27 protein-coding genes and 2 pseudogenes are annotated in these 26244 nt (G+C 67.4%); 14 read left to right on the top strand and 15 right to left on the bottom strand.

What is annotated here, in order from left to right; translation table 11 throughout:
- The 5 genes and pseudogenes from PSm6_RS14655 (at position 1) to lipA (ending at position 4504) form a co-directional block, all read left to right on the top strand.
- The gene (locus tag PSm6_RS14655) at positions 1-606 is read left to right on the top strand and encodes an LPS-assembly lipoprotein LptE (protein ID WP_021221478.1); all 606 of its coding nucleotides are present in this window, start codon (positions 1-3) and stop codon (positions 604-606) included.
- 42 nt (positions 607-648) lie between these two features.
- Positions 649-1686: a DNA polymerase III subunit delta gene (gene holA, locus PSm6_RS14650; RefSeq protein WP_021221479.1), complete on the top strand. Its 1038-nt coding sequence runs from the start codon at positions 649-651 to the stop codon at positions 1684-1686.
- Between the two features lie 75 nt (positions 1687-1761).
- Entirely contained in the window at positions 1762-1914 is a 153-nt protein-coding gene (gene arfA / locus PSm6_RS14645; RefSeq protein ID WP_021221480.1) for an alternative ribosome rescue factor ArfA, read from the top strand.
- 56 nt (positions 1915-1970) lie between these two features.
- Positions 1971-3274, top strand: a pseudogene (locus tag PSm6_RS14640) (lytic murein transglycosylase).
- A 177-nt stretch (positions 3275-3451) separates the two neighbouring features.
- The gene (lipA, locus tag PSm6_RS14635) at positions 3452-4504 is read left to right on the top strand and encodes a lipoyl synthase (protein ID WP_265170445.1); all 1053 of its coding nucleotides are present in this window, start codon (positions 3452-3454) and stop codon (positions 4502-4504) included.
- Between the two features lie 105 nt (positions 4505-4609).
- Here lipA and lipB read toward each other — a convergent pair whose 3' ends face one another.
- From lipB to PSm6_RS14580, 11 genes and pseudogenes are all read right to left on the bottom strand, one after another.
- Positions 4610-5230 carry a lipoyl(octanoyl) transferase LipB gene (gene lipB, locus PSm6_RS14630; protein WP_021221483.1) on the bottom strand — a complete coding sequence of 207 codons (621 nt, stop codon included), beginning with the start codon at positions 5228-5230 and terminating at the stop codon, positions 4610-4612.
- Positions 5230-5520, bottom strand: coding sequence for a DUF493 domain-containing protein (locus PSm6_RS14625; protein ID WP_265170444.1), 291 nt, complete (start codon positions 5518-5520; stop codon positions 5230-5232). Before PSm6_RS14625 ends, lipB begins: the two co-directional genes overlap by 1 nt.
- A gap of 89 nt (positions 5521-5609) precedes the next feature.
- Positions 5610-6773 (bottom strand): D-alanyl-D-alanine carboxypeptidase family protein, encoded by a 1164-nt coding sequence (locus tag PSm6_RS14620; protein WP_021221485.1) that lies wholly within the window; start codon positions 6771-6773, stop codon positions 5610-5612.
- Positions 6774-6831: 58 nt separating this feature from the next.
- Positions 6832-7837, bottom strand: a pseudogene (locus tag PSm6_RS14615) (septal ring lytic transglycosylase RlpA family protein).
- A 3-nt stretch (positions 7838-7840) separates the two neighbouring features.
- Positions 7841-8851: a lytic murein transglycosylase B gene (gene mltB, locus PSm6_RS14610; RefSeq protein WP_031288487.1), complete on the bottom strand. Its 1011-nt coding sequence runs from the start codon at positions 8849-8851 to the stop codon at positions 7841-7843.
- A 14-nt stretch (positions 8852-8865) separates the two neighbouring features.
- Positions 8866-9969: a rod shape-determining protein RodA gene (gene rodA / locus PSm6_RS14605; protein WP_169708471.1), complete on the bottom strand. Its 1104-nt coding sequence runs from the start codon at positions 9967-9969 to the stop codon at positions 8866-8868.
- Between the two features lie 38 nt (positions 9970-10007).
- Positions 10008-11909 carry a penicillin-binding protein 2 gene (gene mrdA / locus PSm6_RS14600; protein ID WP_021221489.1) on the bottom strand — a complete coding sequence of 634 codons (1902 nt, stop codon included), beginning with the start codon at positions 11907-11909 and terminating at the stop codon, positions 10008-10010.
- A 9-nt stretch (positions 11910-11918) separates the two neighbouring features.
- Positions 11919-12386, bottom strand: coding sequence for a 23S rRNA (pseudouridine(1915)-N(3))-methyltransferase RlmH (gene rlmH, locus PSm6_RS14595; RefSeq protein WP_021221490.1), 468 nt, complete (start codon positions 12384-12386; stop codon positions 11919-11921).
- A 12-nt stretch (positions 12387-12398) separates the two neighbouring features.
- The gene (gene rsfS / locus PSm6_RS14590; protein ID WP_031288488.1) at positions 12399-12752 is read right to left on the bottom strand and encodes a ribosome silencing factor; all 354 of its coding nucleotides are present in this window, start codon (positions 12750-12752) and stop codon (positions 12399-12401) included.
- Between the two features lie 21 nt (positions 12753-12773).
- Positions 12774-13418: a nicotinate-nucleotide adenylyltransferase gene (nadD, locus tag PSm6_RS14585; RefSeq protein ID WP_021221492.1), complete on the bottom strand. Its 645-nt coding sequence runs from the start codon at positions 13416-13418 to the stop codon at positions 12774-12776.
- Positions 13418-14683, bottom strand: coding sequence for a glutamate-5-semialdehyde dehydrogenase (locus PSm6_RS14580; protein ID WP_021221493.1), 1266 nt, complete (start codon positions 14681-14683; stop codon positions 13418-13420). The genes nadD and PSm6_RS14580 overlap by 1 nt, the downstream gene beginning before the upstream one ends.
- Positions 14684-14981: 298 nt before the next feature.
- Here PSm6_RS14580 and PSm6_RS14575 point away from each other — a divergent pair, with 298 nt between their 5' ends.
- Entirely contained in the window at positions 14982-16208 is a 1227-nt protein-coding gene (locus PSm6_RS14575) for an alpha/beta fold hydrolase (RefSeq protein WP_265170443.1), read from the top strand.
- A gap of 144 nt (positions 16209-16352) precedes the next feature.
- On the opposite strand, the gene PSm6_RS14570 is transcribed toward PSm6_RS14575, so the two are convergent.
- Positions 16353-17204 carry a class I SAM-dependent methyltransferase gene (locus PSm6_RS14570; protein ID WP_043245940.1) on the bottom strand — a complete coding sequence of 284 codons (852 nt, stop codon included), beginning with the start codon at positions 17202-17204 and terminating at the stop codon, positions 16353-16355.
- Between the two features lie 114 nt (positions 17205-17318).
- Here PSm6_RS14570 and PSm6_RS14565 point away from each other — a divergent pair, with 114 nt between their 5' ends.
- On the top strand, positions 17319-18029 hold the full coding sequence (locus PSm6_RS14565) for a DNA-3-methyladenine glycosylase (protein WP_043245939.1): 711 nt from the start codon (positions 17319-17321) through the stop codon (positions 18027-18029).
- Positions 18026-19345 carry a bifunctional DedA family/phosphatase PAP2 family protein gene (locus PSm6_RS14560; RefSeq protein ID WP_021221497.1) on the top strand — a complete coding sequence of 440 codons (1320 nt, stop codon included), beginning with the start codon at positions 18026-18028 and terminating at the stop codon, positions 19343-19345. Before PSm6_RS14565 ends, PSm6_RS14560 begins: the two co-directional genes overlap by 4 nt.
- Before the next feature lie 50 nt (positions 19346-19395).
- Here the strand turns inward: PSm6_RS14560 and PSm6_RS14555 are convergent, their stop codons facing one another.
- From PSm6_RS14555 to PSm6_RS14545, 3 genes are read right to left on the bottom strand one after another with little or no spacing between them, the layout of a single operon-like run.
- Positions 19396-19986 carry an LON peptidase substrate-binding domain-containing protein gene (locus PSm6_RS14555; protein WP_043245938.1) on the bottom strand — a complete coding sequence of 197 codons (591 nt, stop codon included), beginning with the start codon at positions 19984-19986 and terminating at the stop codon, positions 19396-19398.
- Between the two features lie 10 nt (positions 19987-19996).
- The gene (locus PSm6_RS14550) at positions 19997-20707 is read right to left on the bottom strand and encodes an LrgB family protein (protein WP_265170529.1); all 711 of its coding nucleotides are present in this window, start codon (positions 20705-20707) and stop codon (positions 19997-19999) included.
- Between the two features lie 2 nt (positions 20708-20709).
- Positions 20710-21072, bottom strand: a complete 363-nt coding sequence (locus PSm6_RS14545) for a CidA/LrgA family protein (protein ID WP_021221500.1) — start codon at positions 21070-21072, stop codon at positions 20710-20712.
- A gap of 245 nt (positions 21073-21317) precedes the next feature.
- Between PSm6_RS14545 and PSm6_RS14540 the strand changes: the two genes are divergently transcribed.
- The 6 genes from PSm6_RS14540 to PSm6_RS14515 all read left to right on the top strand — a co-directional run bounded on the left by PSm6_RS14540 (position 21318) and on the right by PSm6_RS14515 (position 26228).
- A complete protein-coding gene (locus PSm6_RS14540) occupies positions 21318-21773 on the top strand; it encodes a MaoC family dehydratase (RefSeq protein WP_021221501.1) in 456 nt (151 codons plus the stop codon).
- Between the two features lie 114 nt (positions 21774-21887).
- Positions 21888-22100 (top strand): TM2 domain-containing protein, encoded by a 213-nt coding sequence (locus PSm6_RS14535; RefSeq protein WP_021221502.1) that lies wholly within the window; start codon positions 21888-21890, stop codon positions 22098-22100.
- A 90-nt stretch (positions 22101-22190) separates the two neighbouring features.
- The gene (locus PSm6_RS14530; RefSeq protein WP_265170442.1) at positions 22191-23918 is read left to right on the top strand and encodes a C13 family peptidase; all 1728 of its coding nucleotides are present in this window, start codon (positions 22191-22193) and stop codon (positions 23916-23918) included.
- 28 nt (positions 23919-23946) lie between these two features.
- Positions 23947-24588, top strand: a complete 642-nt coding sequence (locus tag PSm6_RS14525) for an oxidoreductase (protein ID WP_265170441.1) — start codon at positions 23947-23949, stop codon at positions 24586-24588.
- A 102-nt stretch (positions 24589-24690) separates the two neighbouring features.
- Positions 24691-25302, top strand: a complete 612-nt coding sequence (locus PSm6_RS14520; protein WP_021221505.1) for a class I SAM-dependent methyltransferase — start codon at positions 24691-24693, stop codon at positions 25300-25302.
- Positions 25303-25361: 59 nt separating this feature from the next.
- The gene (locus PSm6_RS14515) at positions 25362-26228 is read left to right on the top strand and encodes an MBL fold metallo-hydrolase (protein ID WP_043245936.1); all 867 of its coding nucleotides are present in this window, start codon (positions 25362-25364) and stop codon (positions 26226-26228) included.
- Positions 26229-26244: the final 16 nt, after the last annotated feature.

Raw genomic sequence — 26244 nt, 5'->3', positions numbered from 1 at the left:
ATGAAGAAACGGAATCTGCTGGTCGTGGGTCTGGCCGTGATGCTCAGTGCCTGCGGCTTTCAGCTGCGCGGTACCGGCGACACCCGGTTCGCCCTGAAGGAAATCGACGTCACCGGCCGCAACACCTACGGCGAGACCGTGAAGCAGGTACGCGAGCTGCTGGAGAACAGCAACGTCAACGTCCACGCCGGCGCGCCCTACACCCTGGTCCTTTCCCGCGAGAAGGAAGACCAGCGCACCGCCACCTACACCGGCTCCGCGCGCAGCGCCGAGTACGAGATGAGCTACACCGTCGACTACGAGATCCGCGGCAACAACGACCTGCTGCTGCTCAGCGACCGCATGGACGTGCAGCGCTACTACACCCACGACAGCAACAACCTGATCGGCTCCTCCCAGGAGTCCACCCAGCTGCGTGAGGAAATGCGCCGCGAAGTGGTGCAGCAACTGGCCATGCGCCTGCAGCTGATCACCCCCGAGCGTCTGGACCAGCTGCAGGCAGAAGCCGAAGCCAAGGCCAAGGCGGAAGCCGAAGCCCTGGAGGCCGAGCGCCGCGCCGACGAGGCCAAGCCGCAGCAGTCTCCGCTGCAACTGCCCATCCAGTAAGGTGCACGGGGCCGCTACTGCGGCCCCGGTCATTTCCCGCCCATGAAGCTCAACGCCGCCCAACTCAGCAAGCACCTGCAAGGCACCCTCGCCCCTGTCTACGTCGTCAGTGGCGACGAGCCGCTGCTGTGCCAGGAAGCCTGCGACGCCATCCGCATGGCCTGCCGCGAGCGCGACTTCAACGAGCGCCAGGTCTTCAACGTCGAGACCAGCTTCGACTGGGGCCAACTGCATGAGGCCGGTGCCAGCCTCTCGCTGTTCGCCGACAGGCGCCTGCTCGAACTGCGCATCCCCAACGGCAAGCCGGGGGACAAAGGCGCCGCCGCCCTGCTCGAATACCTCTCGCGCCCGCCGGAAGACACCCTGCTGCTGGTGAGCCTGCCCAAGCTGGACGGCAGCACCCAGAAGACCAAATGGGCCAAGGCGCTGATCGACGGCCCCAACGCCCAGTTCCTGCAGATCTGGCCGGTGGACGCCCACCAGCTGCCGCAATGGATACGCCAGCGCCTGGCCCAGGCCGGCCTCGCCGCCAACCAGGAAGCGGTGGACCTGATCGCCGCCCGCGTGGAAGGCAACCTGCTGGCCGCCGCCCAGGAAATCGAAAAGCTCAAGCTGCTCGCCGAAGGCGGCCAGATCGACGCCGCCACCGTGCAGGCCGCCGTTGCCGACAGCGCCCGCTTCGACGTCTTCGGCCTGATCGATGCCGCACTCAATGGCGAAGCCGCCCACACCCTGCGCACCCTCGAAGGCCTGCGTGGCGAGGGCGTGGAAACCCCGGTGATCCTCTGGGCCCTGGCCCGCGAGCTGCGCCAGCTGGCCGGTATCGCCCAGCAGTACAGCCAGGGCGTACCACTGGAAAAGGCCTTCGCCTCCGCCCGCCCGCCGGTCTGGGACAAACGCCGCCCGCTGGTCAGTCGTGCCCTGCAACGCCACCCTGCCTCGCGCTGGAACCAACTGCTCAGCGATGCCCAGCGCATCGACGCGCAGATCAAGGGCCAGGCCGCAGGCGACCCCTGGATCGGCCTCGCGCACCTCGCGCTCAGCCTTGCCGGCCAGCGCCTGCCCATCCCCGCCGCCTGACACTGGACATCGCCCGCACTCGGGCGCAAGATGCGCGCGCCTGCAACCCCGCAGGCGCCCAGTGGAGAGTCGGCCATGGCCAAGCAGCGCAAGAAACCCAACAAGGCGAAAAGCATCATCGCCCAGCCCCTGTTCCGCAGCCGCCAGGAACAGCCGGCAAAAGGCAAAGGCAGCTACCGCCGCGAAGCCTCCCGTAACTGGGAGGCTTCTTCGCTTCTGGCCGCCTGAAAAGGGCCATCCGTGTTAAGGTCGCGGCTTGTTTTTACAGCTGTCGAGACCGCCCCATGCTCCTCGCCCCCGTACCCGGCCTGATCCTCCGCAGCCTAGCAGTAGCTACCACCCTCGCAGTCCTCAGCGCCTGCGCCGACACCCCGAACAACGCCGCCCCCCTGGCCAGCGCGCCCGCCCAGCCCGCCTCCACCTCCGCACAAACCACCGTGCAGCAGCTCGCGCCCGACGTCCTGCCCGACGAGACCTTCGAGCAATGGCGTGACCGTTTCCGCCAGGAAGCGCTGGCGGCCGGCATCCGCGCCACCATTTTCGACCAGGCCTTCCAGGGCGTCGAACCGGACCCCGCCGTGGTCAAGGCCGACCAGAGCCAGCCCGAGTTCACCCGCCCGGTCTGGGAATACCTGGAAGGCGCCATGTCGCCCTACCGCGTCCGCAAGGGCCAGGCCCTGCTGGCGGAACACGCCCGGATACTGGACGCCATCGAGCAACGCTACGCCGTCGACCGCCAGACCCTGGTCGCCGTCTGGGGCATGGAAAGCAGCTTCGGCCAGTTCATGGGCGACAAATCGGTGATCCGCTCCCTCGCCACCCTGGCCTACGAAGGCCGCCGCCCGGCCTTCGCCCACGCCCAACTGATCGCCGCGCTGCAGATCATCCAGCACGGCGACATCAAGCCCGGCGGCATGCGTGGCTCCTGGGCCGGCGCCATGGGGCAGACCCAGTTCATCCCCACCACCTACAACACCCACGCCGTGGACTTCGACGGCGACGGTCGCCGCGATATCTGGAACTCCACCGCCGACGCCCTGGCCTCCACCTCCCACTACCTGCAGGCCTCCGGCTGGCAGAAGGGCAAGCCCTGGGGCGCCGAAGTGCGGCTGCCCGCCGGCTTCGACTACGCCCAGGCCGACACCGAGATCCGCAAGACAGTGGCCGAGTGGCAGGCCCTCGGGGTCAAATCCCCCTGCCCGCCTCGCTCGCGCAGGAGCGGGGCTACCTGCTGCTGCCGGCCGGCTATCGCGGCCCGGCCTTCCTGGTGCTGGACAACTTCCGCGCCATCCTCAAGTACAACAACTCCTCGTCCTACGCCCTGGCCATCGGCCTGCTGTCCCAGCGCTTCGACGGCCAGGGGCTGATCGCCGGCACCTGGCCCAAGGGCGACAAGCCCCTGAGCCGCACCGAGCGCATCGAGCTGCAGGAAGCCCTGGCCAGCAACGGCTACAGCCCGGGCGCCGCCGACGGCATCATCGGCGCCAACACCCGCAAGGCGATCCGTGGTTACCAGCAGCGCCTGGGCTGGCCAGCCGATGGCTACCCCAACCAGGAACTGCTCGGCGAACTGCGCAAGGTACGCTGAGCCCCGCCTTCGCCCGGCCACCGGCCTCTCCTGCGGGTAGGCCAGTGGCCGAGGCTGACCGTCTGGTCATTTGTCTCCAGGTGGCTGCCAGTCTGTATCCACCTTTGTGATAAACTGCGCCACCCCCTTTTTTTGCCCCCGTGGCAGCCAGCTGAGCCTCTAGCGGAGCCAGTTCAGATGTCCGATACAGCCTCGCCAAAACCCGTCGCCAGTGGCGAAAAATTCCGTAACGCCGAGGGCATCACCGCGATCAAGGATGGCCAGAAGCGCCGTTCTTCGGCCGAGCCACAGGTGTTCGAGCCCAAGCCCAAGTGGCTGCGGGTCAAGGCGCCCGGTGGCAGCCGCTTCGACGCGGTCAAGCGCAATGTCGGCGAACACCGCCTGAGCACCGTGTGCCAGGAGTCCCACTGCCCGAACATGGGCGAGTGCTGGTCCAACGGCACCGCCACCATCATGCTGATGGGCTCGGTGTGCACCCGCGCCTGCCGCTTCTGCGCCGTGGACACCGGCAACCCCAATGGCTGGCTGGACAAGGAAGAGCCGCAGAACACCGCCAAGTCGGTGGAGCTGATGGCGCTGCGCTACATCGTGCTGACCTCCGTCGACCGCGACGACCTCGACGACGGCGGCGCGGCCCACTACGCAGCCTGCGTGCGCGCCATCAAAGCGCGCACCCCGAACGTAGTGGTGGAAGCCCTCACCCCCGACTTCAACGGTGACCTGCAGGCCATCGAGCGTGTGGCGGACTCCGGCCTCGAAGTGTTCGCGCAGAACGTCGAGACGGTGAAGCGCCTGACCTACGAAGTGCGTGACCCCCGCGCCGGTTACGAGAAGACCCTGCGCGTGCTGGAGCATGCCAAGCGCCATCGCCCCAGCCTGCTGACCAAGACCAGCCTGATGCTGGGCCTGGGCGAGACCGACGAAGAAGTGATCGAAGCCATGGATGACATGCGCGCCATCGGCGTCGACATCCTCACCCTCGGCCAGTACCTGCAACCCACCCGCAACCACCTGAAGGTGCAGCGCTGGGTCAGCCCGGAAGAGTTCAACCGCTTCCGCGACATCGGCCTGGAGAAAGGCTTCATGGAAGTCGCCGCCGGCCCGCTGGTGCGCTCCAGCTACCGCGCCGACCGGGTGTTCGAGAAGAACAACCTGGGCCTCGCCGCACCGGTTCCGGTACCGGGCCAGCCCCTGGATACCAACCTCATCCCCACCCTCAACCTGGGTTGAGCGGGCACGGCAAGAAGACCGCCCCGGGAAACCGGGGTGGAGTGCGATGAAGGGAAATCAGGACTTCGAAAAAAGGCGCCCACCGGGCGCCTTTTTCGTATCTGCCTAGCGCGGGTAGAGCCGGTCGCGCAGGACGCGCTCCAGCCGCTGCGCCACCTCGTCGAACGACGGCGGCGAATCGAGCAGCTCACGGAGCTGCACCATCTTCAGCCCGGCGTAGCCGCAGGGATTAATGCGCTGGAAGGGCGACATGTCCATGTCCACGTTGAGTGCCAGGCCATGGAAGGAGCAGCCGCGGCTGACCCGCAGCCCCAGCGAGGCGATCTTGTCGCCCGCGACATAGACGCCGGGGGCATCCGCCTTGGGCGCGGCCTCGATGCCGTAGCCGGCCAGCACATCGACCAGGCTCTGCTCCATGGCCGTGACCAGCTCGCGCACACCCAGGCCCAGACGGCGCAGGTCGAGCATCAGGTAGCCCACCAGTTGGCCGGGGCCGTGGTAGGTGACCTGGCCACCGCGATCCACCTGGACCACCGGGATATCCCCTGGCGCCAGCAGGTGCTCGGCCTTGCCGGCCTGCCCCTGGGTGAAGACGCGCGGGTGCTGCAGCAGCCAGATTTCATCGGGGGTGCTGCCGTCGCGCTCGGCGGTCAGGCGACGCATCGCCTCCAGGGTCGGCAGGTAATCCGCCAACCCCAGGTGACGCACGATGAGCTCAGGCGCCACTAGAGCACCATGTGCACGCGACCGGTAGCGCGCAGGTCGACGTGAATCGCCTGCAACTGGTCGACGCTGGTGGCGGTGATCAGCACCTGCACGGAGAGGAAGCGGCCATTGCGGCTGTCGCGTGCCACCAGGGTGGTGACGTCGAGGTCCGGCGCGTGGCGCTGGACGATCTCGACGACCAGGTCGGAGAAGCCCTCGCCGGCATCGCCGATCACCTTGATCGGGTAGCGCTCGCAGGGGAATTCGATTTTCGGGGCTTGTACGTCGGTTTCGTCGGTTTCGTCGGTCATGGCGGCGGCGGACTCGTGGCCCGCGATGCGGACGCCCCGCCACCCGGGTGGGGGGCGAGGCGTCGGCTCAGTAGGTCGGTGGGTGCGGCTTAGTTGAACAGGCCGTAGAAGAACAGGCGGATGCTATCCCACACGCGGCGGAAGAAGCCACCTTCCTCGACGGCCTCCAAGGCGACCAGGTCGGCGCTGTGCACCACCTTGTCGTCCAGCTTGACCTCGACCTTGCCGATCACATCGCCCTGCTTGATGGGCGCGACCAGCTGCGGGGACAGGGTCATGGCAGCCTGCAGCTTCTGCAGCTGGCCTTTCGGCAGGGTCATGGTCAGGTCGCTGGCCAGGCCGGCCTTCACTTCGCGGGAAGCGCCCTTCCATACCTGGGCTTTCGCCAGCTCGGCACCCTTCTGATAGAAGGTCTTGGTTTCGAAGAAGCGGAAACCGTAGGTCAGCAGCTTCTGGGTCTCGGCGGCACGGGCCTGCTCGCTGTTGGTGCCGAACACCACGGCGATCAGACGCTGGTTGTCACGCACGGCGGAGGCCACCAGGCAGAAGCCGGCTTCCTCGGTGTGGCCGGTCTTCAGGCCGTCGACGGTCTTGTCGCGCCACAGCAGCAGGTTGCGGTTGGGCTGCTTGATGTTGTTCCAGAAGAACTCCTTCTGCGAGTAGATGGCGTAGTGCGCCGGGTCCTCGTAGATGATCGCGCGGGCCAGGCGGGCCATGTCGTGCGCGGTGGAGTAGTGCTCCGGGTTGGGCAGGCCGGTGGCGTTCATGAAGTGGCTGCCGACCATGCCGAGCTTCTCGGCGGTGGTGTTCATCATGTCGGCGAAAGCGTCTTCGCTGCCGGCGATGTGCTCGGCCACCGCGACGCTGGCGTCGTTGCCGGACTGGATGATGATGCCGTGCAGCAGGTCGCTCAGGGACACCTGGGTGTTCACCTGCACGAACATGCGCGAACCGCCGGTGCGCCAGGCGTGCTCGCTGATGGTCACCGGGTCGTTCTCGCCGATCTGGCCCTTGCGGATTTCCAGGGTGGCGATGTACGCGGTCATCAGCTTGGTCAGGCTGGCGGGCGGCAGGCGCTCGTCACCGGCGTTCTCGACCAGGACCTGGCCACTGGCGGCATCCATCAGCACATAGGCTTTGGCAGCCAGTTGCGGCGGCGATGGGACGATCTGCTCGGCGGCCAGGGCGACCGGCGCGGCGATGAGCAGGGCTGCTGGCAGTAGAAGGCGTTTCGCAAAGCTGATGATGTTCATCCGTCTCTCTGAAGTTGCTAATGGTCTAACAGGCCCTTGCGGGCAAAGAACGAAGCCGTCAGTCCGGCTTCACCAGGGTCGGCTGGCCGAGGTTGGCCAGGCGTACGCTGTCCTGCAATTGCTGTGCTTCACCCTGCGTGTCGATCGGCCCCAGGCGTACCCGGTGCAGGATCTGCTGATTGCGCACGACCGAGCTGATGAATACCGGGGCACTCACCATCCCGCTCAGCTTGTCCTTGAGGAGCTCCGCAGCGTCCGGATTGGCGAAGGCGCCCACCTGGAGATACAGGCCAGATGCTCCGAGTGAACCGTTTTTTTTTTGCGTCGATCTGCACGGGCAGCACGGCGGCTGCGTGCTGCGCGGGCGGCGGGGTGTACTGCTCAACGGGGGCGGAGGCAACCTGCGCGACACTCGGCGCCGGCTGCGCCTTGGCCACCTGCTGCGGCTGTGCCAGCACCATGGGCACCGGGCGGCCCTGGGCAGCCCACCACTCGTTGGGATCGATGCCCTCCACCTTGACCCGCGCGGTGCCGCTCTCGGCATAGCCGAGCTTCTTCGCGGCAGCGAAGGACAGGTCGATGATGCGGTCGGAGTAGAACGGGCCACGGTCGTTGACCCGCAGGATCACGGTGCGGCCGTTGTCCAGGTTGGTCACCTTGACGTAGCTCGGCAGCGGCAGGGTCTTGTGCGCGGCGGTCATGCCGTAGAGGTCGTAGGCCTCGCCGTTGGCAGTGGCCTGGCCGTGGAACTTGGTGCCGTACCAGGAGGCGGTGCCGGTGGCCTGGTAGCGGCGCGCATCGCTCATCGGGTAGTAGGTCTTGCCGAGCACCGTATAGGGGTTGGCCTTGTACGAGCCGTAGTGCGGCATGGGCACGGCATCGGGAATCCGTGATACGTCCACGTCCCACCAGGGAGCGCCGTCACGGTGAGGGCGCGAATAGTCGCCGGGGCCGGAAATATTTCCGCCCTGCTGTACCGGCTGCGGGGTACGGCTGCTGGAGCAACTGGCGAGCATCAGCGCCAGGACACCGTAAGCAGCGATTCTTATAGGCATTGGCTGCATCTGTTAACGCCCGCCCCGTGCATTGACCAAGGATTCTGAAAGCTGATGCACCGCCATGGAATACATCACGCTGCGATTGTAGCGGGTGATCACGTAGAAGTTGGGCAGGCCCATCCAATACTCCATGCCGTCGACGCCATCCAGTCGGAAGGCCGTGACGGGGAGATCATCGCGCAAGGCGTCACCGCTTGCCCAGCCCAGGGCACGCAGTTCGCCGACATTCTTCACCGGGTCCAGGCCTTCGGTGAGGCCCTGTTCGGCATTCTCGCCACGCACCTGGGCGCGGCTCACTACCGGCTCGCCGGCTACCCAGCCATGGCGCTTGAAGTAGCTGGCCACGCTGCCGATGGCATCCACCGGGTTGTTCCAGATATCGATGTGGCCATCACCGTCGAAGTCCACCGCGTAGGCGCGGAAGCTGCCCGGCATGAACTGCGGCAGGCCCATGGCGCCGGCGTAGGAGCCTTTGAGGGTGAGCGGGTCGACCTGCTCTTCGCGCGCCAGCAGGAGGAACTCCTTGAGCTGCTTGCGGAAGAAGTCGGCACGCGGCGGGTAGTCGAAGCCCAGAGTGGATAGCGCATCGATCACCCGGTAGCTGCCGGTGTTGCCGCCATAGAAGGTCTCGACGCCGATGATGGCGACTATCACCTGGGCGGGCACGCCGTACTCTTTCTCGGCACGGGCCAAGGCGTCGGCGTGCTTGTTCCAGAAATCCACGCCTTTCTGGATGCGGGCATCGGTGATGAAGATCGGCCGGTATTCCTTCCACGGCTTGACCCGTTCAGCCGGCCGCGAGATGGCATCGAGGATCGCCTGCTTGCGCTCGACCTCCCGGAACAGGCTGACCAGTTGCTCCCCGGCGAAACCATAGTCGCGGGTCATCTCCGCAACGAACTCGGCGACCTGGGGGCTTCCTTCATAGTCGCCCGCCAATGCGGGGGCGGCTGCACCCAGCACGCCGCAGAAGCCCACTCCCAGGGCCCCTCGCATCATCCAGTTGCGCAGTATTTTCAAATTATTCACTCGTATCAAACCTGGGCGATCCACTTGCGATGGGTATGGATGGCCATCAAAACCCCAAACCCTGACAGCAGCGTAACCAGCGAAGTTCCGCCATAGCTGATGAAGGGAAGAGGCACTCCAACCACCGGCAGCAGGCCGCTGACCATGCCGATGTTGACGAACACATAAACGAAGAAGGTCATGGTCAGGCTGCCCGCCAGCAGCTTGCCGAACAGGGTCTGCGCCTGGGCGGTGATGACCAGGCCGCGACCGATCAGCAGCATGTAGACCAGCAGCAGGATGCACACGCCGACCAGGCCGAACTCTTCGCCGAGGACGGCAATGATAAAGTCCGTGTGGCTTTCGGGCAAAAAATCCAGGTGCGACTGGGTGCCCAGCAGCCAGCCCTTGCCGAACACCCCACCCGAACCGATCGCCGCCTTCGACTGGATGATGTTCCAGCCGGTGCCGAGCGGGTCGCTCTCCGGGTCGAGAAAGGTCAGCACGCGCTGTTTCTGGTAGTCGTGCATGACGAAGAACCACATCCCCACCGCGATCGGCACCACCGCCGTGACCGCGCCGAGTATCCAGCGCCACTGCAGCCCGGCCATGAACAGCACGAAGGCGCCCGAGGCGAGGATCAGCAGCGCGGTGCCGAGGTCCGGCTGGCGCACCACCAGGATGAAGGGCACCACGATCAGCGCCAGGCTCACCACAACGTGCTTCAGCTTGGGTGGCAAAGTGCGTTTGGACAGGTACCAGGCGATGGTCGCCGGCATCAGGATCTTCATGAACTCGGCGGGCTGGAAGCGGATCACCCCGGGGATGTTGATCCAGCGCGTCGCGCCCATGGCGTTGTGGCCCATGATGTCCACCACTATCAGCAGCGCCACGCCACCGACATAGCCAAGGGGCACCCAGCGGGCGAGGAAGCGGGGTTCGAACTGGGCGATCACCACCATCGCCACCAGGCCGAGGCCGAAGGAAGACGCCTGCTTCATCAGCAAGTCCCAGTGCTTGCCGCTGGCCGAATAAAGGACGAACAGGCTGCCGGCGGCCAGCAGCAACAGAAGCAGGAGCAACTGGCCATCGATGTGCAGACGCTGCAGCAGGCTGGCGCGGCGGCGCATCACGTCCTCATTGGACAGGGTGCGGTCGAAGTTGCTGTTCATCGGCTCGGGCTCTTCTCGGCGGTGAGGGGCGCCTGCGGCGACTGGAACTCGGGCTTGAGCTGCCCATCGGGGCCCAGCAGCCAGGCATCCATCACCTGCTTCACCACGGGCGCGGCGACACCGGAGCCGGACTCGCCGTTCTCCACCATCACCGCCACGGCGATCTTCGGGTTGTCGGCGGGAGCGAAGCCGATGAACAGCGCGTGGTCGCGATGGCGTTCCTGGACCTTCGAGCGGTCGTACTTCTCGCCCTGCTTGATCGCCACCACCTGCGCGGTACCGGACTTGCCGGCGATGCGATAGACCGAGGCGTCGCCGACCTTGCGCGCGGTGCCACGGGCGCCGTGCACCACCTGCTCCATGCCGATGCGGCCATAGTCCCAGAACTTGGGATCGCGCAGCGCGATGTCCGGCATCGGGTTCGGGTCTTCCGGCGGCTTGCCTTCGATGGTCTTGGCCAGGTGCGGGCGGATCCACTTGCCGCGGCTGGCCATCAGCGAGGTGGCCTGGGCCAACTGCAGGGGCGTGGCCTGCATGTAGCCCTGGCCGATACCGAGGATCAGCGTCTCGCCCGGGTACCAGGCCTGGCGGTAGCGGGCGCGCTTCCAGTCGCGGGACGGCATCAGCCCGGTGGTTTCCTCGAACATGTCCAGGGCGACCTTCTGGCCGAAGCCGAAGCGGCTCATATAGGTGTGCAGGCGGTCGATGCCCATCTTATGGGCGAGGTCGTAGAAGTAGGTGTCATTGGAGCGCATGATCGCGGTCTCCAGGTTCACCCAGCCGTCGCCGCTGCGGTTCCAGTTGCGGTACTTGTGGTCGTAGTTGGGCAGTTGGTAGAAGCCGGGGTCGAACACCCGGGAATCCGGGGTCACCACGCCAGCGTCCAGGCCCGAAACGGCCACCATCGGCTTCACCGTCGAGCCCGGCGGGTAGAGGCCGCGCAGCACGCGGTTGTACAGCGGCCGGTCGATGGAGTCGCGCAGCTCGGCGTACTGCTTGAAGCTGATGCCGGTGACGAAGGGGTTGGGATCGAAGCTCGGCTGGCTGACCATCGCCAATACGTCGCCGCTGGAGGGCTCGATCGCCACGATGGCGCCGCGACGCCCGGCGAGGGCCGCCTCGGCCGCCTCCTGCAGGCGCGTGTCGATGGTCAGCACCAGGTCCTTGCCCGGCTTCGGGTCGGTACGCTTGAGCACCCGCAGCACGCGGCCACGGGCGTTGGTCTCGACTTCCTCGTAACCCACCTCGCCGTGCAGCGTGTCCTCATAGAAGCGCTCGATACCGGTCTTGCCGATATGGTGGGTGCCGCTGTAGTTGATCGGGTCGAGCTCCTTGAGCTCTTTTTCGTTGATGCGCCCGACATAGCCCACCGAATGGGCGAAGTGCGCGCCCTGGGGGTAGTGCCGCACCAGTTGCGCCACCACTTCCACGCCCGGCAGGCGGAACTGGTTCACCGCCACGCGGGCGATCTGCTCTTCCGAGAGTTCGAAGAGGATGGGCACCGGCTCGAAGGGGCGACGCCCCTGCTTCATGCGCCTCTCGAACAGCGCCCGATCATCGGCGCTCAGCTGCAGCGCCTCGACTATCACGTCCAGGGTCTGCTCCCAGTCGCCGGCGCGCTCGCGGGTCACCGTGAGGCTGAAGCTCGGCCGGTTGTCGGCGATGATCAGGCCGTTGCGGTCGTAGATCAGGCCACGGGTCGGCGGGATCGGCTGGACGTGGACGCGGTTGTTCTCCGACAGCGTCGAGTGGTACTCGTACTGGATCACCTGCAGGTAATAAAGGCGGGCGATCAGCACGCAGGTCAGCAGCAGCACCACCACAGCGCCGACGACGACGCGACGCCGCACCAGGCGGGCATCCTTCTCGTGGTCTTTCAGGCGGATCGGCTGCGGCATCGGTACGGCTTACTTGTGATAGGGGTGGCCGGACAGCACGGTCCAGGCACGGTAGATCTGCTCGCCGACCAGGATCCGCACCAGCGGGTGCGGCAGGGTCAGCGGCGACAACGACCAGCGTTGCTCACTGCGCGCGCAAACCTCGGGGGCCAGCCCTTCCGGGCCACCGACCATGAGGTTCACGGTGCGTGAGTCGAGACGCCAGCGGTCCAGCTCCACCGCCAGTTGCTCGGTGCTCCAGGCGCGGCCTTCGACTTCCAGGGTGACGATGCGTTCCCCGGGTTGCACCTTGGCCAGCATCGCCTCGCCTTCCTGGCGGATCATCCGCGCCACGTCGGCGTTCTTGCCGCGCGTGGTCAGGGGGATCTCCACCAGTTCGAGGGCGAGTTCGGACGGCAGGCGCTTGGCGTACTCGTGCCAACCCTCCTCCACCCAGCGGGGCATGCGCGAGCCAACGGCGATCAGACGCAGACGCAAGGCGACGCTCCGTTATTCCTGGGGATGCTGGGCGCGGCTCTGCTCGGCACCCTGCCACAGGCGCTCGAGGTCATAGAACTGGCGGGTGGCGACCTGCATCACGTGGACGACCACGTCGCCCAGGTCCAGCAGGGCCCATTCGCCGCTGTCCAGGCCTTCGCTGCCCAGGGGGCGCACGCCTTGTTCCTTGACCTTCTCCAGCACGTTGTCGGCGATCGACTTGACGTGGCGGCTGGAGGTACCGCTGGCGATCACCATGAAATCGGTGACGCTGGTCTTGCCGCGTACATCGATGGTGGTGATGTCCTGGGCCTTCATGTCTTCCAGGGCCGCAAGAGCGACCTTGACCAGTTCTTCGTTTTGCATCGGTTCAACTACCTCGATCATTCAGCTCGTCGCACGGTACAGGCCGTGCTCATGGATATAGGCCAGCACCGCATCGGGGACGAGGAATCGTACCGAACGCCCGGTGGCCAGCAATTGGCGGATCTGCGTGGCGGACACCGCCAGCGGTGCCTGCCATACAAAGGAAATCTGCCCACCGCGCCCGGCCAGGGCCAGGGGGTCGGCGACACTGCGCGCCGCCAGCAGGTCGCGCAGTGCTTCCGGTGGTTCGCTGTCGGCATCCGGGCGCTGCAACACCAGGATGTGGCAGTGCTCCAGCAACTCCTCCCAGCGGTGCCAGCTCGGCAGGCCGCAGAAGGCGTCCCAGCCCAGCAGCAGGTAAAGCGAGTCGTCCGTGCCCAGCTCGGCCCGCACGGACTCCAGGGTGTCGATGGTCCAGGACGGCCGGTCGCGCTTCAGTTCGCGGTCATCCACCCGCAACGGCGGCAGGTCGGCCACCGCACGCTGGACCATTTCCAGGCGATCGGTCGCAGAAACCTGCGGCGTCTCGCGGTGCGGCGGCCTGGCGCTGGGAATCAGACGCAACTCGTCGAACCCCATCAGTTCGGCGACCTCCAGCGCACCACGCAAGTGGCCGATGTGCACAGGATCGAAGGTACCGCCGAACAGACCGATGCGTTTGCCCATCAGGTGCGCACGTGGCCGTCACCGAAGACCACGTACTTCTCGCTGGTCAGGCCTTCCAGGCCGACCGGGCCACGGGCGTGCAGCTTGTCGGTGGAAATGCCGATCTCCGCGCCCAGGCCGTACTCGAACCCATCGGCGAAGCGCGTCGAGGCGTTGACCATCACCGAGGCGGAATCCACTTCGGTGAGGAAACGACGGGCGTCGCTGAAGTTCTCGGTGATGATCGCGTCGGTGTGCTGCGAGCCGTAGGCGTTGATGTGCTCGATGGCCTCATCCAGCCCCGCGACGATGCGGATCGACAGGATCGGCGCGTTGTATTCGGTGCGCCAGTCTTCCTCGGTCGCCTCCAGCACATCGCTGCCCAGCAGCGCGCGGGTGGCGGCGTCGCCACGCAGCTCCACCTGCTTGTCGCGGTAGATGGCGGCCAGCGGCGGCAGCACGCGCTCGGCGATGCCGGCGTGCACCAGCAGCGTTTCCATGGTGTTGCAGGGCGCGTAGCGCTGGGTCTTGGCGTTGTCGGCGACGCGAATCGCCTTGTCCAGGTCCGCAGCGATGTCGATATAGACGTGGCAGATGCCGTCCAGGTGCTTGATCACCGGCACCTTGGCATCACGGCTGATGCGCTCGATCAGGCCCTTGCCGCCGCGCGGCACGATGACGTCGACGAACTCCGGCATGCTGATCAGCGCGCCCACGGCAGCGCGGTCGGTGGTCTCGACCACCTGCACCAGCTCGGCCGGCAGGCCGGCGTCGGCCAGGCCCTTCTGGATGCACAGGGCGATGGCCTGGTTGGAATGAATGGCTTCGGAACCGCCCCGCAGGATGGTGGCGTTGCCGGACTTCAGGCACAGGCTGGCCGCATCGATGGTCACGTTCGGGCGCGACTCGTAGATGATGCCGATCACGCCCAGGGGCACGCGCATCTTGCCCACCTGGATGCCCGAAGGCAGGTAGCGCATGTCGCGGATCTCGCCGATCGGGTCCGGCAGGGTGGCCACCTGGCGCAGGCCCTCGATCATGTCGTCGATACGTGCCGGCGTCAGCGCCAGGCGATCCAGCATGGCTGGCTCGAGACCGTTGGCCCGACCGTTGGCCAGGTCCTGCTCATTGGCGGCGGACAGCTCGCCACGGGCGGCGTCCAGGGCATCGGCGGCGGCCAGCAGGGCGCGGTTCTTCTGCGCGGTACTGGCACGGGCGGCCACGCGCGAGGCGGCGCGCGCGGCGCGGCCCAGGCGGGTCATGTAATCGAGAACGGACTCGGTCATGGTCTCGGCGGTCTGGCAGTTGGGAAAAGTGGGCGATTATAGCCCGCGCGCCCCGCCACGCCCAGCGGCGCCGGGCGGATGGTAAACAGCCCGTTCCGCGCCCTCCCTGCCTCCCACCCGCAAGCGCCAGCCCCCGCGGTTGCAGGGGATACGGTGACACCCACGGAAAAATACTGGCTTTTTGCCGCCCGAAGGTTGGGTAAACAAAATCGTCACCGATGTTTACCTTGAGGTCGTGCCCCGCGCCCCGACTCGCGGCGAGAACAACAACAAGGCGCCCGAGCGCCGGAGAATCGCCATGCTCTATCGCACCGGATACAGCGCAGACCTGCTCGCCTCGCCCCCCGAGAGGCTCCACATCGGCCCCTGGTGCCTGCATTACCAGGCCTGGTCCCACCAGGCAGACGACCCACGAACGCCGGTGCTCATGCTCGGCGGCGCCTTCCAGAGCTTCCGCTCCTTCGCCGCCGAGGTGGAGGAGCTGCTCGGCGAGCACCCGGTCATCCTCCTCGACCTCCCCGGCCAGGGCGGCAACCTGCAACTGGCCCCCGAGCTGGGGCTGGAGCAACTGGCCGACCTGATCGCCGACTTCGCCGAGGAACTGGCGCTGCCCCCGCTGATGCCCATCGGGCTCTCCTACGGTTCGGCCCTGGCGGCGCTGTTCGCCAGCCGCCACCCGCAACGCTGCGAGCGCCTGCTGCTGGCCGGCATCACCGCCTTCGGTCGCGACGGCGCCCGCGCGTTGCTGGAGGAAGGCCTGCTGATGCTTGCCGAAGGCAACCTCGCGGCCTTCGCCCAGGGCGTGCTGATCGGCCTGATCAACCCGCTGCGCCTGGACGCCACCGGCATCACCCCGGGCTTCCGCAAGGCCATGCTGCGCCAGCTGCAGCGCCTGTCGCCGGTGGAGCAGGAGCGCTATCGGCAGAACAGCCGGCGCCTGCTGGATTTCGGCGGCTTCGCCCAGCACCCGCGCTGCCCGACCCTGGTGCTGGCCGGCGAATACGACCACTTCACCCAGCCCTGGGAACACGCGCTGTTCGCCGCCGCCTGCGACGATGCCGACTGCGCACTGATCGAGAACGGCGATCACCTGGCCCAGTTCGAACGCCGCGACGCCTGCTCGCGCCTCTACGTGCCCTTCTTCAAGGGCAACCCACTGCCACAGCAGGCCCCCGGCGCCACGCGCCTGGCGCGGGGCATGCTCGGCAACCTGGAGAAGCGCCAGGAACCCCGCCTCGCCCCGCTCGACCGCAACGGCCACCTGTTCCACCCGGAACTGGGAGAGCTAAGCGTGGAAGTGAGCGAGCTGGGCTTCTTCGGCGGCCTGCTCCACGGCAATCTGCCGGCCACCCTCCCCACCCGGGGCTGGAGCCTGCGCGCCGGCGACCTGCCAGCGCTGGAGCTGCTGCCCCTGCGCCGCCAGGGCGACACGCTGTCGCTGGTGTTCACCCATGTCGATGCCCAGGCCAGCACCGCCCTCGCCGCCCAGGTCGGACCCTGGCAAATGGCGGCGGCAGCGGCCTGAAAGCTGGAAGCTGGAAGCTGGAAGCTGGAAGCCAGGAGTTTTCTTGAAGCTTTTGGCTTCTCGCTTCTCGCTTCTCGCTTCTCGCTTCTGGCTTCTGGCTTCTGGCTTGTAACTTGTGGCTTGCCGCTTGCCGCTTGCCACGTTTCATATAGAAGCTTCGACGACGCGGACCAGAGTCGGCCACCGCCCCATGCTCAAGCCCAGGTCGGCGCCATCCACCTGCGGGTCCAGCACCTGCACCCGAGGGAAGCCACAGCGATTGAAACCGTCGACGATGGCCGCCCCGTCGCGGTAGTGCAGCGGGTAGTTGCCGCGAGTGAAGCGGCCGACCAGGTCGACGCCCCAGCGCACCTGGCGGTAGCGCGGGTGCTCGCGCAGGTCCGGGTAGAGGTCGGTGAGGTAGGTGGCCGAGGGGAAGGCGCGCAACTGATCGGCCAGGCGCTGCCAGAAGCCCTCGATCACCGGCAGCTCGAAGTAATTGACCAACCCCTCGGTGATCACCACCACCGGCCGGTGGCGGTCCAGCCCGGCGAACAATGCATCCAGCCCCTGCCCGCCCTCGCCCGCGAGGATGTCCACGGCGCGCACCTGGTGGCGGCTGTTGAGCCAGCCCTCGCCGTGCAGCAGCAGGCGCTTGCGCGCGGCCATGGGCGGCAGGTCGGCCTCTAGGTAGCGCAGCTCCGGGTAGCGCTCGCAGAAGCGCCGGCCCCGGGGCGACAGCCCGCAGGCGATCTCCACCACCTGGGTTGTGCCACTGGCGATGGCAGCGTCGAGCCGGGCGTCGATCAGCAGGTGGCGTTGCAGCAGGAAGTTCTCGATATCCAGGCCGAAGCCCACCCGCGCGCCCCAGGTGATGGGGCTGAGCAGGCCGTGCACCCAGCGCCCGAGGGAGGTGGCGAACGCCGGGTCGGCCAGGTGATGGCGGTACCAGACATAACCGGTGTAGTGCGCGCTGGGCGTGATGTGGGCGCTGTCGGCCCGGGCGGTTCTGGACATGGCAGGACTCTTTATTGTTTTTCTCGGTGTTTCCCATCCAGCCGTTCAGCTGCCGGCCGTCGAGGCTTACGTATAATCGCCAGCCTAAGCCGCTGCGGATAGCCAAGACAGCCCATGCCCACCGTTCCCATCCTAAGTTTGCCCTGGCCGCAAGACCGCGCCCTGGGCGATGCCTTCTTCGACCGCGACGCACAACTGCTGGCCCGTGAACTGCTTGGTAAGGTCATCCGCCACCGGGTCGGCGAGCACTGGCTGTCGGCGCGCATCATCGAGACCGAGGCCTATTACTGCGCCGAGAAGGGCAGCCACGCCTCCCTCGGCTACACCGAGAAGCGCCGGGCGCTGTTCCTCGATGGCGGCCACATCTATATGTACTACGCGCGCGGCGGCGACTCGCTCAATTTCAGCGCCCAGGGGCCCGGCAACGCCGTGCTGATCAAGTCCGGCCACCCCTGGGTGGACGCGATCTCCGGCCCCGAAGCACTGACCGCCATGCAGCTCAACAACCCCGACGCCAACGGTATCCCGCGCCCGCCCGAACGCCTCTGCGCCGGCCAGACCCTGCTGTGCAAGGCCATGGGCCTGCGCGTGAAGGAATGGGATGCGCAGCGTTTCGACCCCGCGCGGCTGTTCGTCGAAGACGTCGGCGAGCGGCCGACACAGATCATCCAGACCACCCGCCTGGGCATTCCCCACGGCCGCGACGAGCACCTGCTCTACCGCTTCGTCGACGCCGACTATGCACGGCACTGCACACGCAACCCTTTGCGCCGTGGGCAGGTCGAAGGGCAGCACTATCACCTGATCGAAGGAACGACCCCATGAGCGAATGGCTCGACGCCCTCACCACCTGGCTCGGCGCCCACCCGCAGTGGCTCGGCCTGGCCATCTTCATCATCGCCTGCGTCGAATGCCTGGCCATCGCCGGCATCATCGTGCCCGGCACCGTGCTGCTGTTCGCCGTCGCCGTGATGGCCGGCAGCGGTGCGCTGGGGCTTTGGGAAACCCTGCTGCTGGGCTACTTCGGCGGCCTGCTGGGGGATGCCATCTCCTATGGGCTGGGCCGGCGCTTCCACCAGAACATCCGCCGCTTGCCGGGCCTGCGCCACCACCCGGAATGGCTGGCCGGGGCGGAGAACTACTTCAACCGCTACGGCGTCGCCAGCCTGCTGGTGGGTCGCTACATCGGCCCGCTGCGGCCGATGCTGCCCATGGTGGCCGGCATGCTCGACATGCCGCTGCCGCGCTTCATTGCCGTGAGCATGCTCGCTGCGGCCGGCTGGTCGGTGGCCTACCTGCTGCCCGGCTGGGCCACGGGCGCGGCCTTCCGCCTGCCCTTGCCGGAGGGGTTCTGGAAGGAAGCCGGTGTGGTGGTGGTCGCCGTGCTGGCGATGCTGGCGCTGATCCTCCAGGGCAGCCTGCGCGAGAAGCGCTGGGCGACGCCCCTGGCCGCCGGCCTCAGCCTGGCGCTGCTGGCGGGGCTGTTCTTCGGCTGGTCCTACCTGCACGACTTCGACCAGGGCCTGATGGCGCTGGTGCAGGAGCAGCGCAACGACACCCTCGACAGCTTCATGGTGCTGGTCACCCGCCTCGGCGACTTCCGCACCCAGCTGTTCGCCGGCGCCCTGCTCACCTCGCTGCTGCTGGTCGCCCGGCAATGGCGCCACGCGGTGTTCGCCGGCGCCACCCTGGTGTGCACGGCGCTGGCCAATGGCGGCCTGAAGCAGCTGTTCGCCCGCGCCCGGCCGGAGGTGCTGGCCGAGCCCCTGAGCACCTTCAGCTTCCCCAGCGGCCACAGCTCGGCGGCCTTCGCCTTCTTCCTGGTGCTGGGCGTGCTGGCCGGCCGTTCGCAGCCCGCACGCATGCGCCTGACCTGGCTGCTGCTGGCCTGCCTGCCGGCGCTGGCCATCGCCCTGTCACGGGTCTACCTGGGGGTGCACTGGCCCACCGACATCCTCGCCGGCGCCCTGCTGGCCGGCTGCATCTGCGCGGCCTGGCTGGCCATCCTGCAGCGTGACGAGCCGATGCCGGCGATGAGCGCGCGGGTCTGGTGGCTGGTGCTCCCGGCCTGTATCGCCCTGCTCGGCGGCGTGGCCACCTGGGCGTTGCCCGAGGCCTTCGCCATGTACCGCTACAAGTGACCGGGAGCCGGTAGCCCGGGCGTCAGCCCGGGAAGGGAGAAGCAGGCGCCTCAGGCGATCATGTCGCCCTGCAGCCTGTCCAGCAGGCCTTGCAGGTGGCCCAGACGCTGCTCGGGATCGCCCAGCGCCAGCAGTTCGAGCTTTTCCTTGAGCGAGAACGGCAGCAGGTAGGCCAGCTGGTTGGCCAGCTCCTGCTGCCCATTGGCCAGGCCGCCCATGCCCAGCCCCTGCACCAGCGGGTGCTCGGCCAGGGCATTGAGCAGCGCGGCGAGGTCGGCGTGTTCGGGTTGCAGCGGGCGCTCCTCGGCCTCGTCTAGCCACTCGATATCGGCGACCGTCAACTGGTCGGGCAGCACCTCGGCGCGGGTCACCTTGAAGCGCCGCCCGCCTTCCACGCGGATCCCCAGCAGGCTGTTGGGCAACTGCTTGAAGTCGCGGATCACCGCCTCGCAGCCCATGCCGGAGAAACGGCTGGCCGCGTCGCCCACCTCCTCGCCCTCGAGGATGCAGACCACGCCGAAGCCGGTGCCCTGCTTCATGCAGCGGCCGATCATGTCCAGGTAGCGCGCCTCGAACAGCTGCAGGTCGAGCGAGCAGCCGGGGAAGAGCACGGTATTGAGCGGAAACAGCGGCAGATTCATCGACACGACCTCAAACGACCATCGCAACGGCCAGCGGCAACAGCACCGCGGTGGCCACACCCATCAAACTCATCGCCAGCGCCGCGAAGGCGCCACACTCCTCGCCTTCCTGCAACGCCCGGGCGGTGCCCACGGCGTGGGCGGTGATGCCCAGCGCCATGCCCTGGGCCGCCGGGTGACGCACGCCGATGCGGCGCAGCAGCTCCGGGCCGAGGGTGGCGCCGATGACGCCGGTGATCAGCACGAACACCGCTGCCAGCGCCGCCACGCCGCCGATCTGCTCGGCCACCAGCATGGCGATGGGCGAAGTCACCGACTTCGGCGCCATGGTCATCAGCATCATGTGCTCGGCACCGAAGGCCCAGGCCAGGCCCACGCCCATAACCGTAGCAACCAGGCCGCCGATGAACAGGGTGATCAGCGTCGGCCAGAACAACTGGCGGATGCGCTTGAGGTTGAGGAACAGCGGCACCGCCAGGGCCACGGTGGCCGGGCCCAGCAGCAAGGCCAGCAGCGTGGTGCTCTGGCGGTACTCCTCGTAGCCGATGCCCAGGGGCACCAGCACCGCGATCACCAGGGCCATGGACACCAGCACCGGCTGCAGGAACATCAGCCGGGTCTTCTCGTAGAGGAAGATGGACAGCTGGTAGGCCGCCAGCGTCAGGCCGACGCCGAACAGCGGATGGTGGGCGATGGCCTGCCAGGCACCGTGCCAGTCGATGCTCATGGGCGACCCTCCTGGCGGGCCTTGCGGTCGATCAGGCGCTGCATCAGCCAGCCCACGAACAGCATCGAGAAGAACACCGACAGCGCCAGCGCACCGACCACCGCCCAGAAGTCCGCCCAGATCGCCTGGGCATAGACCATCACCCCCACCGCCGGCGGTACCAGCAGCAACGGCAGGTAGCGCAGCAGGCTGCTGGAAGCCACCGACAGCGGCTCACCCACTTCGCCCCGGGCGACGAGGAACAGGAACAGCAGCACCAGGCCGATGATGGGGCCGGGCAGCATGTGCAGGAAAAGGGCGTTGATCCCGGTGCCGAGCAACTGGAACAGCACCAGCCAGGTCAGGCCGCGCAAAAGCATGAAAATCTCCGGATAGGTCGAGGAAGCAAACGGCGAACCGCGCGCAAGGCCCGCTGCAGAGGGGCCGTTGCCAGGATCGCGCCATTATAGGCCCGCTCGCCACCCTCGCTATAACCCGCCATTCGCAGGGGGCATGCCAGCTTGACCCCTGGCATCCGGCCATGCTGATCTAGACGGCGATGAATCCAGGGTCGGCCAAAGACCCAGCAAGAAGAACAACAAACCACGTCCACGGAGGATGAAGCATGCCGTTCGTACCTGTATCCGAACTGAAGAACTACATAGGCAAGGACCTGGGCCACTCCGAGTGGCTGACCATCGACCAGGGTCGCATCGACCAGTTCGCCGAGTGCACCGGCGACCACCAGTTCATCCATGTTGACCCGGAGAAGGCCAAGCACACCCCCTTCGGCACCACCATCGCCCACGGCTTCCTCACCTTGTCGCTGATCCCGGTTCTCACCGAAGGGCTGCTGGTACTGCCCGAAGGCATGAAGATGGGCATCAACTACGGCCTGGACAGCGTGCGCTTCATCCAGCCGGTGAAGGTGGACTCCCGCGTCCGCCTGGCGCTCACCATCATGGACGTCACCGAGAAGAACCCAGGCCAGTGGCTGATCAAGGCCCGCGCCACCCTGGAGATCGAAGGCCAGGCCAAGCCTGCCTACATCGCCGAATCCCTCAGCCTCTGCTTCGTCTGAAGCCCCTGCCGGCGGCCCTCCGCCGGCATCCCTCCCGCTACTCGCCGTCAGGCCGTCGCGTTCGCTAGAATGCCGCCGCCAATCGGCACCCGCCTTCTCAACAAGGACAGTTCCATGACCGAAAAACGCATTCTCCCCGCCTTCCTGCTGTGCTTCTTCCTGGGCACCTTCGGCGCGCACCGCTTCTACGCCGGCAAGATCGGCACCGCCATCCTGCAGATCCTCACCCTCGGCGGCCTGGGCATCTGGACCCTGATCGACTTCATCATGATCATCGTCGGCGCCTTCACCGACAAACAGGGCAACAAGATCACCCAGTGGACCTGAGCCCCTGCACGGATGAAAAGAAAAGCCCGCAATAGCGGGCTTTTTTACGCCACACTTGCACCAGCCGTATCCACCTTCAAGGGACTGTCGATGAAACCGCTGCTGCCCCTCGCGCTCGCCCTGCTCCTCGCGGCCTGCGGAGACGGAGAACCCCTCACCCCGCCGGACGCTCGCCTGCCCGACGGCTCGCGCTACCGTGGCGCGGTGGTCGATGGCCTGCTGCAGGGCCCGGGGCGCCTGGACTACAGCAACGGCACCTGGTTCGAAGGCACCTTCAAGGATGGCCAGCCCAATGGGCGCGGCACCTGGCACGGCCCCAACGGCGTCGAGTACCAGGGCGATTTCAGCAACGGCCTGTTCGACGGCAACGGCCACATGACCTATGGCGACGGCACGCTCTACGAGGGCGGCTTCAAGGCCAACCAATTCAACGGCGAAGGCACGCTCAGCCGCGAAGGCATGGTCTACAGCGGCACCTTCCGCGACGACCGCTACCACGGCCAGGGCAAGCTCACCCTGCCCGACGGCAGCAGCTACCAGGGCCAGTTCAAACGTGGCGAACAGACCGGCCGGGGCGTGCGCACCGACGCCGATGGCTCGCGCTATTCCGGCCCGTTCAAGGCCGGCCAACTCGATGGCGAAGGCGACTACCAGGGCGCCGACGGCGGCTTCTACAGCGGTGGCTTCAAAGGCGGTCTGTTCGACGGCAAGGGCCGCTACCAGAACGCCGAAGGCTCGGTCTGGAGCGGCCAGTTCAAGGGCGGCAGCCTCACCGGCAAGGGCGAATACAAGGGCGCGGACGGCGAGCTGTACACCGGCGCTTTCCGCAACTGGCGCTACCAGGGCGAAGGCAGCCTCAGCCTCGCCGATGGCAGCCGCTACGAAGGCGGTTTCGCCGCTGGGCGCTATGCCGGCAAGGGCACCCTGACCCTGGCCGACGGCGGCCAGGAGAAAGGCACCTGGCGCGGTGGCCGGCGCATCGGCGATGAAACCGGCAAGGCGCTACCCAACCCCCTGGAGGTCGGCCTGCTGGAACAAGGCCGCCTGCTCGACGCCGCCATCGACGCCCTGCCCGCCTCCACCCCGGCGGTGGAGCTGTACTCCCTGAGCCTGGGGGGCGATGGCCGCCAGAGCGTATTCCTGCGCGAGGCCGACTACGTCGCCACGCTGCTCGATCAGCGCTTCGGCGCCCACGGCCACATCACCCTGATCAACCACCGCGACCACATGGCCGACCGCCCCCTGGCCACCCGCGAGAGCCTGGCCCGCGCCATCCAGGGCATCGCCCAGCGCAGCGGGCCGGAAGACCTGGTGTTCATCTACCTCACCAGCCACGGCTCCGCCGACCACCAACTGGCCCTCGAGCAGCCCGGCCTGCAGCTCGGCGACCTGCCCGCCAGCGAGCTGGCCACGGTGCTGGCGCCGCTGAAGGAGCGCCACAAGGTGGTGGTGATCTCCGCCTGCTATTCCGGCGGTTTCATCCCCGCGCTCAAGGACGACAAGACCCTGGTGATGACTGCCGCCCGCGCCGACCGGGTGTCCTTCGGTTGCTCCGACGACAACGAATTCACCTACTTCGGCCGCGCCCTGCTGGCCGACGCCCTGAACCAGACCGACGATCTGGAACGTGCTTTCGAACTCGCCCGCACCGAGGTTGCCGAATGGGAGAAGGCCGACGGTTTCGAACCCTCCGAACCGCAGATCTGGGCACCCAAACCGGTGCTCGCCCATTGGCGAAAGTTGCGCGCCGCCCAGGCCCAGGAGGCCCTCGCCGCGCAACCTGCAACGGCCGGCGGCAAAACCGCCGCCAGCCACTAAGCTGAAGCTGTAACAGCGGAGAAACAGCATGCATCTGACGCCCCAGCACATCCTGCTCGCCGGCGCCACGGGCCTGACCGGTGAACACCTGCTCGACCGACTGCTCAACGAACCCACGGTGGAGCGGGTGCTCGCGCCGACCCGTCGCCCCCTCGCCGAGCACAAGCGCCTGGACAACCCGGTGGGCGAGATCGCCGACCTGCTGCCGCACCTCCAGGGGCCGGTGGACACCGCCTTCTGCTGCCTCGGCAGCACCATCCGCCAGGCCGGCTCCCAGGAAGCCTTCCGCGCCATCGACCTCGACCTGGTGCTCGCCGTCGGCGCCCGCGCCCGCGAACTCGGCGCCCGCCACTACCTGGTGATCAGCGCCCTGGGCGCGGACGCCAGCTCCTCGGTGTTCTACAACCGCACCAAGGGCGAGATGGAGGGAGCGCTCAAGGCCCAGGACTGGCCACAGCTGACCCTGGTACGCCCGTCCCTGCTGCTCGGCCCGCGCAGCGAATTCCGCCTCGGCGAACGCCTGGCCGCCCCGCTCATGCGCTGGCTGCCGGGCAAGTACCGTGGCATCGGCGCCTGCACCCTGGCCCGAGCCCTGTGGCGCCTGGCCCTGGAAACCGACCAGGGCACGCGCATCGTCGAATCGGACGAATTGCGCCGCCTGGGCCGCTGAACCCGGGCGGGAATCCTCCCGCCATTGGCCGAAATCCCCGCGCCGCGCGGGGATGCGCCCTGCTAACGTGAATGCCTCGTCAACCGCAATGGACTGCCCGCCATGGGTTTCTATGATCGCCACGTCCTGCCCCGCCTGATCGACTACGCCTGCGGCATGGGCGAAGTGATGAAGACCCGCTCGAAGATCGTGCCCCAGGCCGAAGGCCGGGTGCTGGAGATCGGTATCGGCACGGGCCTCAACCTCGGCTTCTATGACCCGGCCAAGGTGCAGGTGGTGATCGGCGTCGACCCCGCCGCGCAGATGCAAGCCCTGGCTCGCCAGCGTGCCGACGCCATCACCATCCCGGTGGAAACCATCGCCCTGGAACTGGGCGAGATCCAGGCCAGCGACGCCAGCTTCGACAGCATCGTCTGCACCTTCACCCTCTGCACCATCCCCGATGCACCGGCGGCGCTGAAGGAAATGCGCCGCGTGCTCAAGCCCGGCGGGCGCCTGCTGTTCGCCGAACACGGCCTGGCACCGGACGCCCCGGTGGTGCGCTGGCAGCATCGCCTCACGCCGTTGTGGAAACCCTTCGCCGGCGGCTGCCACCTCAACCGCGACATCCCGCGCCTGATCGAGGCCGGCGGCTTCGCCATCCGCGAGCTGCACACCGGCTACCTGCAGGGCCCGCGCCCCATGACCTTCGTCTATCGCGGCTGGGCGGATTGACCGGCGCCCCCGCAACCGGGTTAGCCTTGGGCGCTTGAAAGCCAGCCCGGAACCGCCCCATGCGTACCCTCACCTCGCTCACCGGCAACAGCCAGAAACTCGACGGCGGCGCCATGTTCGGCAACGCCCCGCGCGCCCTCTGGGAGCGCTGGATGCAGCCGGACGCGCAGAACCGCATCGACCTCGGCTGTCGCGCCCTGCTGGTGCAGGAAGACGAGCGCAACATCCTCATCGAAACCGGTATCGGCGCCTTCTTCCCGCCCGAGCTCAAGCACCGCTTCGGCGTGCAGGAAGCGCACCACGTGCTGCTCGACAGCCTCGCCGAGGCGGGCCTGTCCGATGCCGACATCGATATCGTGCTGCTCACCCACCTGCACTTCGACCACGCCGGCGGCCTGCTCGCCGCCTGGGAACAAGGCCAGCCCATGCGCCTGCTATTCCCCAACGCCCGCTTCGTCACCGGCCGCCGCCAGTGGCAGCGCGCCTGCAACCCGCACCCGCGCGACCGCGCCTCCTACATCCCGGAAATGCTCGAACTGCTGGAAGCCAGCGGCCGCCTGGTGCTGATCGACGAGCAGCCCAGCGCCGAGATCCTCGGCCCCGACTGGCGCCTGCACTGGAGCGACGGCCACACCCCCGGGCAACTGCTGCCGGAGATCGCCATGCCCGACGGCCCGGTGGTGTTCAGCGGCGACCTGATCCCCGGCGCACCCTGGGTGCACCTGCCCATCACCATGGGCTACGACCGCTTCCCCGAAGGCCTGATCGAGGAGAAGGAAGCCCTGCTCGCCAGCCTGCTGGAGCGCAATGGCCGCCTGCTCTTCACCCACGACCCGAGCGTCGCCATGGGCCGCGTCACCCGCGACGGCAAGGGCCGCTACGGCCTCGACGACAACCTCGCCGCCGTGCACCAGCTGGCCGCCTGAGCCAGCCGGACAGAAA

Origin of the sequence: Pseudomonas solani (genome assembly GCF_026072635.1) — a bacterium.
Taxonomy (GTDB): Bacteria; Pseudomonadota; Gammaproteobacteria; order Pseudomonadales; family Pseudomonadaceae; genus Metapseudomonas; species Metapseudomonas solani.
The sequence above is the reverse complement of the archived record's forward strand: the minus strand, read 5'-3'. Positions and strand labels throughout refer to the sequence as shown.